The organism is Leifsonia sp. NPDC077715 (assembly GCF_040686855.1).
GTDB lineage: Bacteria > Actinomycetota > Actinomycetes > Actinomycetales > Microbacteriaceae > Leifsonia.
Window position 1 is genome coordinate 42,697 of sequence record NZ_JBFBOG010000001.1, and the last position, 11,842, is coordinate 54,538.

Consider the following 11,842-nt stretch of genomic DNA (forward strand, 5'->3'; position numbering starts at 1 on the left):
ACTACCGACGCGTCGCGCGCACCTGGAGCGACGAACACGTACCATCGGAGCGTGACCCGGATTGCGACCCCGTACGAAGACCTGCTGCGCGACGTCCTGGCGAACGGCGCCCACAAATCCGACCGCACCGGCACCGGGACGCGCAGCGTGTTCGGCCGCCAGCTGCGGTTCGACCTCGCCGAGGGCTTCCCGCTCGTCACCACCAAGCGCGTCCACTTCAAGTCGATCGCGTACGAGCTGCTGTGGTTCCTTCGGGGCGAGAGCAACGTCGGGTGGCTGCGCGACAACGGCGTCACCATCTGGGACGAGTGGGCCGACCAGGATGGCGAGCTCGGCCCGGTCTACGGTGTCCAGTGGCGCTCCTGGCCGACGCCCGACGGCCGGCACATCGACCAGATCCAGCAGGTGATCGACACCCTGCGCACCGACCCGGACTCGCGCCGCATCATCGTCTCCGCCTGGAACGTCGCCGACATCCCGGACATGGCGCTCGCCCCCTGCCACGCCTTCTTCCAGTTCTACGTCGCCGACGGCAAGCTCTCCTGCCAGCTCTATCAGCGCAGCGCGGACATGTTCCTCGGCGTCCCGTTCAACATCGCCAGCTACGCGCTGCTGACACTCATGGTCGCGCAGCAGGTCGGCCTCGAGCCGGGCGAGTTCGTCTGGACCGGCGGCGACGTCCACATCTACGACAACCACGTCGAGCAGGTGACGGAGCAGCTGACGCGCGACCCGTATCCCGCGCCCACCCTCCGCTTCGCCCGGAAGCCGGAGAGCATCTTCGACTACCGGTTCGAGGACTTCGTCGTCGAGGACTACCAGCACCACCCCGCCATCCGCGCGGCCGTGGCGGTATGACGATCGGGCTGATCTGGGCGCAGGCCCACGACCGGGTGATCGGCGCGGGCGGAGTCATGCCCTGGCACCTCACCGAAGATCTCAAACACTTCCGCGCGGTGACCGGCTCCGACCCCGTGATAATGGGACGCCGCACCTGGGAGTCGCTGCCCGAGCGCTACCGCCCGCTCCCGGGCCGCACGAACGTCGTCGTCACACGGCAGGAGGGATGGGATGCGCCCGGCGCGCAGGTCGCCCACTCGGTCGACGACGCACTCGCCAGCAGGGCCGACGGCACCGTCTGGGTGATCGGCGGCGCCGAGTTGTACGCGCAGACGCTCCCCCGCGCCGACCGCCTCGAGATCACCGAGATCGACCTCGATGTCGACGGGGACACCCGCGCGCCCGACCCGGGCGACGGCTGGACCATCGACGCCGGCGACTGGCAGACCGGCTCGAACGGGATGCGCTACCGCTTCCTCACGTACACGCGCTGATCCGAACCTGTACGGAACAGAAGGGTTCCGTCAGCCTCCGGAGCCGCCCAGACCGGCCACGAGGTTCACCGTCGCCGCGACGATGACCGTGCCGAACAGGTACGACAGCAGCACGTGATGCAGGATCGTGCGCCGGATGTACGTGCTGGAGATGTTCGTGTCCGACACCTGGAACGTCATCCCGAGGGTGAAGGCGAGGTAGGCGAAGTCGCTGTACTGCGGCTCCTCCTTCTGGTTGAAGTCGATGCCTCCGCCCCCGCGGTAGTAGATCCGGGCGTAGCGGAGCGTGTACAGCGTGTGCACCAGCGTCCACGACAGCGCGACGGACAGAACCGCCAGCAGCGCGACGCCCAACTGCGCGCCGCCCTTGAGATTCCGGGCGTCTACCAGGATGTACACCACCGCCACGACGCTGGCCGCGGCCGCGAGGATGAGCACCAGGTCGGCCGTCCGGCGTCCCGGGTCCTCCAGCGTCGCGTGGTCCTTGGTGGTAGGTCCGTCGAGCTTCCACACGGCCACCCAGACCCACGTCACGTACACCAGGCAGGCAGCCGCCCAGCCCGCGATGAGGGCGTGATGCCATGCGTCGACGAGCCCGACGACGACCGCGACGAGCAGGCCCGCCGCCAGGGCGACGGTCATCTTGATCCGGGTCATCCCGCGGCGGTGCTTCACTTCGTCGGTCACACTCCGGATGTTCGCACACGCCGCCCGCGCGGAGCCTGAGGCTCGGCCGGTACGATCGATGCGTGACCGACGCACCGCTGCAGCCCGCTCCCCTCGCCGACCTCGACACCCCGACCCTGCGCGCGGCGCACGCCGCCTTCGCACGCGACTACGACGAGCTGAAGGCCGCCGGCCTCTCGCTCGACATCACGCGCGGCAAGCCGTCCGCCGAACAGCTCGACCTGTCGAACGACCTGCTGCACCTGCCGGACGGCGCCTACCGCGATGCCGCGGGCACCGACCTCCGCAACTACGGCGGCCCCAACGGCCTGCCCGAGCTGCGCGCGATCTTCGCCGAGGCGCTTCGGGTGCCGGTTCCGCAGCTCCTCGCGCTGGGCAACTCCAGCCTGACGATCATGCACGACACGATCGTGCAGGCGCTCCTCCACGGCGTTCCCGGCGGCGAGCTGCCCTGGGCGAACCAGTCGATCAGCTTCCTGGCACCGGTGCCGGGGTACGACCGCCACTTCACCATCCTGGAGCGCTTCGGCATCCGGATGATCCCGGTCCCGATGAACGAGGACGGCCCCGACGTCGACGCCGTCGCCTCGTTGCTCGCCGCCGACGACAGCATCAAGGGCATGTGGTGCGTCCCGGTCTACTCGAACCCGACCGGCGCCGTGTACAGCGAGGAGGTCGTGCGCGCCCTCGTGTCGCTGCCGGCCGCTCCCGACTTCCGTCTGTTCTGGGACAACGCCTACGTCGTCCACCACCTCACCGACGACCGCCCCGAGCCGATCGACGTGCTGGCACTCGCGGCCGAGGCCGGCAACCCGGACCGGCCGCTCATCTTCGCGTCCACCTCCAAGGTCACCTACCCGGGCGCGGGCGTCGCGTTCTTCGGCGCGTCCGAGGCGAACGTCGCCTGGTTGCAGCACAACTCCGCTGCGCAGAGCATCGGGCCGGACAAGATCAACCAGCTGCGCCACGTCCAGCTGCTGCGGGACGCGGACGGGCTCGTTGCGCACATGGAGAAGCACCGCGCCATCCTCGAGCCGAAGTTCGCCGCGGTCGACACCGTCTTCCGCGAACGACTCGCCCCGTGGGGCGCGGGCTCGTGGAACGCGCCGAAGGGCGGTTACTTCGTGAGCCTCGACGTGCCCGACGGCGCGGCGAAGCGCGCGGTGCAGCTCGCGAAGGAGGCGGGGATCGCCGTCACGCCGGCGGGCGCGACCTTCCCGTACGGCGACGACCCCCGCGACGCCAACATCCGGATCGCGCCCACCCTGCCGCCGCTCGGCGAGCTGACCACCGCACTCGAGGGCTTCTCCACGGCCATCCTGCTCGCGGCGGCGGAGACGCTGCTCGCCGACCGGGACTGACCATGGCCGACTGGGTCGTCCGCGCGAGCACCGAGGACGACTGGGAGGCGTACCGCGCCCTCCGGTTCGAGATGCTGGCCGATGCGCCGATCGCCTTCCTCGAGACGCTGGAGCAGGCGAAGCAGCACCCCGACGAACACTGGCGCCGCCGCGCCTCCAACACGATCGGCACCACCACGCTGTTCGCCGCGGTGGCGCAGGACGGGCGCTGGCTCGGCAGCATGGGCGGCTACCAGGCGGTCGGCGCACACGACCCCTACCTCGTCGGCGTCTACGTGACCCCGGCGTTCCGCGGCCGCGAGCACGGGATGACGGATGCGCTCCTCGACGCCGTCATCGCCTGGGCGCGGGGACGGAGCGACCGGCTGCTGCTGGAGGTGCACGAGGACAACGAGCCGGCCATCCGCTCGTACCTGCGGCGCGGCTTCGTCTTCACCGGTCGCACGCAGCCCTATCCGCTCGATCGCACGGCGCTCGAGCGCGAGATGGCACTCCCGCTGCCGTCGTCCTGACGCCGCCGAGCACGAAAAAACGTCGCCCCGCGTGTGCGGAGGCGACGTTTTCCTGTTCTCGCCGGCGACGCGGGCCGGGTCAGACCTCGCCGAAGCCGGTGTCGACGAGGTCGGCCAGCGCGTCCACGGCGGCGCGGCCGTCCGCGTCGTCCGAGGCGATGCGCGCGGTCGACCCGGCCGTCAGGCCGAGCGACATGATGCCGAGGAGGCTCTTCGCGTCCTTGCCGTTGACCGTCACTTTGACCGGGAAGGTGTTGGCGAGCTTGACGAACTCGGCCGCGGGACGGGCGTGGAGGCCTTCCGGGTTGCGGACGACCACCTCGCGTTCGTAGGGGCCGGTGGCGGCCGCAGCCTCGGGCTCCGGAGCGGCGTCGCCGCCGGATCCGGCCCACGCGTCGACCGCGCCGCGCGCGGCCTCGGCGACCGCGTCCAGGCCGCTCCCCGACTCGGCGGCGACCGCGGCCGCCACTCCGCCCTCGACGAACGGGACGTCGACCACGCGGACGCGCGCCCGCTGGTCCTCGTCGAGCATGTCGAGCACGGTCTCCGCCGTGAGGAGCGCGGAGCCCAGGTCGCTGATCACGACGACGCCCTCACCGCTCTCGGCCTCTGCGACACCGGACATGACCTTGGTGAAGCTCGTGCCGATCCCGTCGTCGTCCGTGCCGCCCGCGGCGACCAGGTGCACCGATCCCGCCATCTGACCGGCGAGGTCGACCATCCCCGCGGCGATCCGGGAACTGTGCGAGACGAAGACGATGCCGACCTTCCCGCTCATCCGGCCGCCTCGGCCGTCTGCGCCGCCGCTCGCAGGATGAGTGCGGTCGACTGGGCTCCGGGGTCGCGGTGCCCGGCCGACCGCTCGCCCAGGTAGCTCGCGCGGCCCTTCCGGGCGACCAGGGGCTCGGTGGCCTCCGCGCCCTTCTCCGCCGCCTCCGCCGCGGCGGCCAGGATGCCCGCGGCCGAGGCCCCGGACTCCTGGTCCGCCCGCGCGGCGTCGACGGCCGGCGTCCAGGCGTCGATCATGGTCTTGTCACCCGGTTCGGCCTTGCCGCGGGACACGATGCCATCACGAGCGGCCGCCAGGGCCGCCACGAGGGCTTGGGTCTCGATCTCGTCGCCCGTGCCGACCGGCTCCGCCGCCTTGAGGAACGCGGTGCCGTAGAGCGGGCCCGACGCGCCGCCCACCGTCGAGATCAGCGTCATCGCGACCGATCGCAGCGCCGCGTTCGGCGTCGCGTCGTCCGGCAGCTTCTCCAGGGCGGCGACCGAGGCGCGCAGCCCGCGGTCCATGTTCTCGCCGTGGTCGCCGTCGCCGATCTCGCGATCGAGGGTGTTGAGCTCCTGCTTGTGCTCGCCGATGGAATCGGCGGCGGCGGAGATCCACGCCTTCACCCAGTTCGTGTCCAGCGTCATCGACGCCTCCTTGTCGTTGTCGGTCCGGCTTGTCAGATGCCCCAGCGCAGCGCGGCGGTGTGGACGGGGGCGTCCCACAGCTGCGTGAACTCGTCGTCCAGCTTGAGCAGGGTGATGGATGCGCCCTGCATCTCGAGCGAGGTGACGTAGTTGCCCACGAGCGACCGGCTGATCTGGATGCCGCGCTCGTCGAGGATCTCGGCCGCGCGACGGTACAGGATGTACAGCTCCGACAGCGGCGTGCCGCCCATGCCGTTGACGAAAAGGAGCACCGGCGAGCCCTCGTACGAGAGGTCGGCGAGGATCGCGTCCATCATCCGGTCGACGAGGCGGTCCGCCGGCTCGAGCTTGATGCGCTCGCGCCCCGGCTCGCCGTGGATGCCGACGCCGAACTCGATCTCGTCCTCGGGGAGCACGAAGCCGGGCTCGCCGGCGTGCGGGACCGTGCCGTCGGTCAGCGCGAGGCCGATCGACCGGACGTTCGCGTTGACCCGCTCGGCGATCGCCGTGACCGTGTCGAGGTCGTCTCCGCGGTCCGCGGAGGCGCCCGCGATCTTCTCGACCAGGACCGTGCCGGCGACGCCGCGGCGGCCCGCGGTGTACAGGGAGTCCTGCACCGCGACGTCGTCGTTCGTGACCACCGCGCGCACCGTGATGCCCTCGGCGCCGACCAGGTCGGCCGCTGTCTCGAAGTTCAGCACGTCGCCCGTGTAGTTCTTGACGATGTGGAGCACGCCGGCGCCGCCGTCGGCCGCCTTGGTGGCCTCGACGATCGGCATCGGCGTGGGCGAGGTGAAGACCTCGCCGGGAACGGCGGCGTCCAGCATGCCCTTGCCGACGAAGCCGGCGTGCAGGGGCTCATGGCCGCTGCCGCCGCCGCTGACCAGTCCGACCTTGCCCTGGACGGGCCCATCGGCCCGGGAGACGAACTTCGGATCCTGCGACACCCGGACGATGTCTGCGTGAGCCCGGCCGAACCCCGCGAGGGACTCGGTCACGACGTCGGGTACGTCGTTGATGAGCTTCTTCATCGAAACCCTTCCTTCCACTGCTGTCAGTGCGTCGCCGCCACCCACTGGTCGAGCTTCGCGGCCGCGGCCCCGGAGTCGATCGCTTGGGCTGCGACCGCCATTTGCGAACGGAAACGATCCAGGATGGACACCTGGACCCTCGACGGGTCGGACGCGAGCTCGTAGGACACGAGCCCGGCCGCCGCGTTGAGCAGGACGATGTCGCGCACGGGGCCTTCTTCTCCCGCGAGCACGGCACGCACGACCGCCGCATTGTACGCGGCGTCCTTCCCCAGCAGGTCCTCGATCCGGGCCCTCGGGATGCCGAGGTCGCGCGGGTCGATGTCGTGCTCGGTGACGAGGCCCCGGGAGACCTCCCAGACGTGGCTGTGACCGGTGGTCGACAGCTCGTCGAGCCCGTCGTCGCCGCGGAAGACCAGCGCGGTCGCGCCGCGGGTCTGGAACACGCCGACGATGAGCGGGATGCGGTCGAGCGTCGCGACGCCGACCGCGGACGCCTCGGGGCGCGCCGGGTTGCACAGCGGTCCGAGGTAGTTGAAGACGGTGGGGACGCCGAGCTGCGCCCGCACGGGGCCGGCGTTGCCGAATCCCGGGTGGAACGCGCTCGCGAAGGCGAACGTGATGCCGGCGACGCGCAGCACCTCGGCGACCCGGTCGGCCGAGAGCGTGAGGTCGATGCCGAGCGCGGCCAGCACGTCCGACGACCCGGACGACGAGCTCGCCGCGCGGTTGCCGTGCTTGATGACCGGTACCCCGGCCGCTGCGGCCACGATGGACGCGGTGGTGGAGACGTTCACGGTCCCGAAGCGGTCCCCGCCGGTGCCGACGATGTCGAGCGCCATCGGGTCGACGTCGAGCGGGACCGCATGGCCGAGGATGGCGTCGCGGAAGCCGACGATCTCGTCCACCGTCTCGCCCTTGGCGCGCAGCGCGATGAGGAAGGCGGCGAGCTGGGCGTCCGTCGCCTCGCCGCTCATGACCTGGTCCATCGCCCAGGCCGCGTCCGCCACGCTCAGGTGCTCCCCCGCCAGGAGAGACGTCAGCACGGACGACCAGGACTGCGTGTGGACCATGATGTGATCCTATCGGCGGCCGACACGCCACGGCGATACCGGCCATCCAGCCCCGACTGAGGCTGTCCTAACCGGAAATAGGGCCGATTCAAGCCCCCTTGGTGAGAAAACCCCGGCTTCTTTTCAGCCATAATGGGTTACGTGACGAGCACCTCCCTTTCTCCCTCAGCGAGTGCGCCGGTTATCAACCGGCCCAACGTCGTGGCCGTCGGCACCATCGTCTGGCTCGGGTCGGAGGTGATGTTCTTCGCGGGCCTGTTCGCGATCTACTTCACCCTCCGGTCGACGTCGCCCGATCTGTGGGCCGCCGAGACGCAGCACCTCAACGTGCCGTACGCGCTGACGAACACGATCATCCTGGTGCTCAGCTCGGTCACCTGCCAGTTCGGCGTGTTCGCCGCCGAGCGCATGCAGCCGCGCCGCGCGGGCGGCATCCTGCAGTTCTGGCGCTGGGGCATGGTCGAGTGGTTCACGCTGACCTACATCATGGGCGCGATCTTCGTCTCGGGTCAGGTGCTCGAGTACGCGACGCTGGTGTCCGAGGGCATCGCGCTCAGCTCCAACGCCTACGGCTCCGCCTTCTACCTGACGACCGGCTTCCACGCCCTCCACGTCACGGGCGGCCTCATCGCCTTCCTCCTCGTCATCGGCCGCGCGTTCGCGGTCAAGATCTTCGGCCACAAGGAGGCGACCAGCGCCATCGTCGTCTCCTACTACTGGCACTTCGTCGACGTCGTGTGGATCGGACTGTTCGCGGTCATCTACATCATCCGATAGGAAACAGGAGCCTCTTCACCCCATGCGTCCGAAAAACCCCAGCACGGTCAAGCCGGCCCGTTCGGCCAAGGCCTCCCGCAAGGGCGGCCGTCGCCACCCGCTGGCCACCGTCGCGCTCCTCGCGATCGGCCTGGGACTGACCGGCGGCGCGTACGCCGCGTTCACCACCACCACGGCCTCCGCCGACGAGGCCCAGGTCGCGGCCGCGAGCCAGAGCTCGGTCGACGAGGGCAAGAAGCTCTTCCAGGCCAACTGCGCCACCTGCCACGGCCTCGACGCCCAGGGCAGCTCTGTCGCGCCGAGCCTGATCGGCGTCGGCGCCGCCGCGGTCGACTTCCAGGTCGGCACCGGCCGCATGCCGATGCAGATGCAGGGCCCGCAGGCGCAGGAGAAGCCGGTCCAGTTCACCAACGACCAGGTGAAGGCGCTGGCCGACTACGTCGCCTCCCTCGCCCCAGGGCCGTCCATCCCGGAGCAGAAGTACCTCGACGGCAAGGGCGACGCCGCGCACGGCGCCGAGCTCTTCCGCATCAACTGCGCGATGTGCCACAACGTCGCCGGCGCCGGCGGCGCGCTGACCGAGGGCAAGTACGCCCCGCCGCTCACCGGCGTCAGCGCCCAGCACATCTACGAGGCCATGGTCACCGGTCCGCAGAACATGCCCGTGTTCAACGACCTCAACATCACGCCGCAGGGCAAGGCCGACATCATCACGTACCTGAAGTACATCCAGAACAACCCCTCCCCGGGCGGTTTCGAGCTCGGCTCGCTCGGCCCGGTGGCCGAGGGCCTCTTCCTCTGGATCTTCGGTCTGGGCGCCATCGTCGCCCTCACCGTGTGGATCACGGCGAAGTCGAACTAATCCGGATCCGTCTTCGGGTACGAACACAGCGTAAGAAGGAGAGCAATGGCACAGGACGACAACGGCGGGCACGAGCTCACGCCCGCCCGTCCGTCTGAGGAGCACCGGACCGGCAACCCCGGTACCGCGGTGGTGATCCGCGACGCCGTCGAGAACCCCGGGTTCCCGCCGCACCGTCCGCGCGTCACCGACCTCGACCCGAGGAAGGAGCGGCGCGCAGAGCGCACCGTCTACACGCTCTTCTACCTGTCGATCGCCGGCTCGGTCTGGGCCATCGCCGCCTACATGGCGTTCCCGATCGTCGACGGCGACCCGGGCTCGGTCCGCCTCAACAACCTCTTCATCGGCATCGGCAGCGCCCTGGCGCTGCTCGCCATCGGTATCGGCGCGGTCCACTGGGGCAAGGCGCTCATGCACGAGAAGGAGGGCGTCGACCTCCGCCACCCCGTGCGCGGCAGCGAGGCGACCACCGAGCGCGCTGCGGAGATCTTCCGCCAGGCCGACGAGGAGTCCGGCTTCAGCCGCCGCACCCTGGTGCGCAACAGCCTGATCGGCGCGCTCGTCGTCTTCCCGCTCCCCGCCGTCGTCCTGTTCCGCGGTCTCGCGCCGCAGAACGTCGACCCGGTGGAAGCCCTCTCGCAGACCATGTGGGCCAAGGGCGTCCGCCTGACCCGCGACCCAACCGGCACGCCCATCAAGGCCTCCGACGTCACCCTCGGCAGCGCGTTCCACGTGATCCCCGAGGGCCTGAACGAGGCCGAGGACATGCTCGAGCAGAAGGCGAAGGCCGCCGTGCTGCTCATGCGCCTCAAGCCCGAAGACCTGCACGTGTCCAAGGGCCGTGAGAACTGGAACTACGACGGCATCGTCGCCTACTCCAAGATCTGCACGCACGTCGGGTGCCCCGTGGCGCTCTACGAGCAGCAGACGCACCACCTGCTCTGCCCGTGCCACCAGTCGCAGTTCGACATCACGCACGAAGCGCAGGTCATCTTCGGACCGGCGAAGCGGCCGCTGCCGCAGCTGCCGATCACCGTCGACGCCGATGGCTACCTGGTCGCCCAGAGCGACTTCCACGAGCCCGTCGGCCCGAGTTTCTGGGAGCGCCATTGAGCACCACCACCGCCGCACGGCCTGCGGCACAGTCTCCCGCCCCGCAGAAGGGCGGATTCGTGGCGGCCGCCTCGAACTACCTCGAGGACCGCACCAGCATCTCGGGCGCCGTCAAGGAGTTCGGTCGCAAGATCTTCCCCGACCACTGGTCGTTCCTGCTCGGCGAGGTGGCGCTCTACAGCTTCATCGTCATCCTGCTGTCGGGCACGTTCCTCACGTTCTTCTTCCAGGCGTCCATGGCCGAGGTGGTCTACCACGGCTCGTACGTCCCGCTGAAGGGCATCGAGATGTCGTCGGCCATGCAGTCGACGCTGAACATCTCGTTCGAGATCCGCGGCGGCCTGCTCGTCCGGCAGATCCACCACTGGGCGGCGCTGCTGTTCGTGGCGGCCATCGGCCTGCACATGCTCCGCATCTTCTTCACCGGCGCGTTCCGCAAGCCGCGTGAGCTGAACTGGGTCATCGGCTTCGTCCTCTTCATCCTCGCGATGGGCGAAGGCTTCACCGGCTACTCGCTCCCGGACGACCTGCTCTCGGGCAACGGCCTCCGCATCATCGACGGCCTGATCAAGGGCCTGCCGGTGGTCGGAACCTGGATCTCGTTCCTCCTCTTCGGCGGCGAGTTCCCCGGCACCGCGATCGTCGGGCGACTCTACACGCTGCACATCCTCCTGCTGCCCGCCCTGGTCGTGGCCTTCATCGCCCTGCACCTGATGTTCGTGGTCATCCACAAGCACACGCAGTACGCGGCTCCGGGACGCACCCAGGGCAATGTGGTCGGCTACCCGGTTCTCCCGGTGTACGCGGCGAAGGCCGGCGGCTTCTTCTTCATCGTTTTCGGTGTCGTGGCGCTGCTCGCGTCGTTCTTCACGATCAACCCGATCTGGAACTACGGCCCGTACGACCCCTCCCCCGTGTCCGCCGGTACGCAGCCGGACTGGTACATCGGCTTCGCAGACGGCGCCCTGCGTCTCGTCCCGCCGGGCTGGGAGTTCGTGTGGCTGGACCGCACCTGGTCGTTCAACATCATCATCCCGGTGGCGATCCTCGGCCTGTTCATCGTGACGGTCATGATCTACCCGTTCCTCGAGGCGTGGGTGACCGGTGACAAGCGCGAGCACCACATCCTGGACCGTCCGCGCAACGCTCCGACCCGCACGGCCATCGGCGCCGCCGGTGTCACGTTCTACGCGGTCTTCTGGGCGGCGGCGAGCTCGGACATCATGGCGACCCACTTCAAGCTGACGATGGAGGGCGTGATCCATGCCCTGCAGCTCCTGCTGTTCGTCGGCCCGCTGATCGCCTACGTGGTGACCAAGCGCGTCTGCATCGCCCTGCAGAAGAAAGACCGCTCGATCGCCCTGCACGGCTACGAGTCGGGCCGTATCGTGAAGCTCCCCGGTGGCGAGTTCATCGAGGTGCACGAGCAGCTGAGCGACTACGAGCGCTGGCGTCTGGTCTCGTACGAGACCTACGAGCCGCTGATGCTCCGCCCGAACCGCCGCGGCAAGATCACCGCTGCGAACCGGGTGCGCGCCGGCCTCTCCCGCTGGTTCTTCGAGGACCGTCTCGTCCCGCCGACCCGCGGCGAGCTCGAGTCGGGCCACGGCGAGCACTGACCCACCCCGCGTGACAAGCGCCGGCGCGAGCGATCGCGCCGGCGCTTTCGCGTATCC

13 protein-coding genes are annotated in these 11,842 nt (G+C 69.7%); 8 read left to right on the forward strand and 5 right to left on the reverse strand.

Going from position 1 to position 11,842, the window contains the following annotated elements:
- The first annotated feature begins 51 nt into the window (after positions 1-51).
- Together AB0P25_RS00190 and AB0P25_RS00195 are read left to right on the forward strand one after the other, a co-directional pair.
- Complete coding sequence (locus AB0P25_RS00190; protein ID WP_363804683.1) at positions 52-858, forward strand: thymidylate synthase; 807 nt, start codon at positions 52-54, stop codon at positions 856-858.
- Positions 855-1,334, forward strand: a complete 480-nt coding sequence (locus AB0P25_RS00195) for a dihydrofolate reductase (RefSeq protein ID WP_363804684.1) — start codon at positions 855-857, stop codon at positions 1,332-1,334. Before AB0P25_RS00190 ends, AB0P25_RS00195 begins: the two co-directional genes overlap by 4 nt.
- A gap of 30 nt (positions 1,335-1,364) precedes the next feature.
- Here AB0P25_RS00195 and AB0P25_RS00200 read toward each other — a convergent pair whose 3' ends face one another.
- A complete protein-coding gene (locus tag AB0P25_RS00200) occupies positions 1,365-2,021 on the reverse strand; it encodes a DUF1345 domain-containing protein (RefSeq protein ID WP_363804686.1) in 657 nt (218 codons plus the stop codon).
- Positions 2,022-2,083: 62 nt separating this feature from the next.
- Between AB0P25_RS00200 and AB0P25_RS00205 the strand changes: the two genes are divergently transcribed.
- Together AB0P25_RS00205 and AB0P25_RS00210 are read left to right on the forward strand one after the other, a co-directional pair.
- Positions 2,084-3,382 carry an aminotransferase class I/II-fold pyridoxal phosphate-dependent enzyme gene (locus AB0P25_RS00205; RefSeq protein WP_363804688.1) on the forward strand — a complete coding sequence of 433 codons (1,299 nt, stop codon included), beginning with the start codon at positions 2,084-2,086 and terminating at the stop codon, positions 3,380-3,382.
- Positions 3,383-3,384: 2 nt separating this feature from the next.
- Positions 3,385-3,894: a GNAT family N-acetyltransferase gene (locus AB0P25_RS00210; RefSeq protein WP_363804689.1), complete on the forward strand. Its 510-nt coding sequence runs from the start codon at positions 3,385-3,387 to the stop codon at positions 3,892-3,894.
- A gap of 79 nt (positions 3,895-3,973) precedes the next feature.
- On the opposite strand, the gene dhaM is transcribed toward AB0P25_RS00210, so the two are convergent.
- The 4 genes from dhaM to trpD are packed head-to-tail and all read right to left on the reverse strand — an operon-like array spanning position 3,974 to position 7,414.
- Complete coding sequence (dhaM, locus tag AB0P25_RS00215) at positions 3,974-4,672, reverse strand: dihydroxyacetone kinase phosphoryl donor subunit DhaM (protein WP_363804691.1); 699 nt, start codon at positions 4,670-4,672, stop codon at positions 3,974-3,976.
- Positions 4,669-5,310, reverse strand: a complete 642-nt coding sequence (gene dhaL, locus AB0P25_RS00220) for a dihydroxyacetone kinase subunit DhaL (protein WP_363804692.1) — start codon at positions 5,308-5,310, stop codon at positions 4,669-4,671. Before dhaL ends, dhaM begins: the two co-directional genes overlap by 4 nt.
- Positions 5,311-5,342: 32 nt before the next feature.
- On the reverse strand, positions 5,343-6,341 hold the full coding sequence (gene dhaK, locus AB0P25_RS00225) for a dihydroxyacetone kinase subunit DhaK (protein ID WP_363804694.1): 999 nt from the start codon (positions 6,339-6,341) through the stop codon (positions 5,343-5,345).
- Between the two features lie 23 nt (positions 6,342-6,364).
- Positions 6,365-7,414, reverse strand: a complete 1,050-nt coding sequence (gene trpD / locus AB0P25_RS00230) for an anthranilate phosphoribosyltransferase (protein WP_363804695.1) — start codon at positions 7,412-7,414, stop codon at positions 6,365-6,367.
- Positions 7,415-7,546: 132 nt separating this feature from the next.
- On the opposite strand from trpD, the gene AB0P25_RS00235 reads away from it, so the two are divergent.
- From AB0P25_RS00235 to AB0P25_RS00250, 4 genes are read left to right on the forward strand one after another with little or no spacing between them, the layout of a single operon-like run.
- Positions 7,547-8,191: a heme-copper oxidase subunit III gene (locus AB0P25_RS00235; protein WP_064109289.1), complete on the forward strand. Its 645-nt coding sequence runs from the start codon at positions 7,547-7,549 to the stop codon at positions 8,189-8,191.
- Positions 8,192-8,213: 22 nt separating this feature from the next.
- Positions 8,214-9,053: a cytochrome c gene (locus tag AB0P25_RS00240; protein WP_363804697.1), complete on the forward strand. Its 840-nt coding sequence runs from the start codon at positions 8,214-8,216 to the stop codon at positions 9,051-9,053.
- 45 nt (positions 9,054-9,098) lie between these two features.
- Positions 9,099-10,166 carry a Rieske 2Fe-2S domain-containing protein gene (locus tag AB0P25_RS00245; RefSeq protein ID WP_363804699.1) on the forward strand — a complete coding sequence of 356 codons (1,068 nt, stop codon included), beginning with the start codon at positions 9,099-9,101 and terminating at the stop codon, positions 10,164-10,166.
- Positions 10,163-11,785 carry a ubiquinol-cytochrome c reductase cytochrome b subunit gene (locus AB0P25_RS00250; protein WP_363804700.1) on the forward strand — a complete coding sequence of 541 codons (1,623 nt, stop codon included), beginning with the start codon at positions 10,163-10,165 and terminating at the stop codon, positions 11,783-11,785. Before AB0P25_RS00245 ends, AB0P25_RS00250 begins: the two co-directional genes overlap by 4 nt.
- Positions 11,786-11,842: the final 57 nt, after the last annotated feature.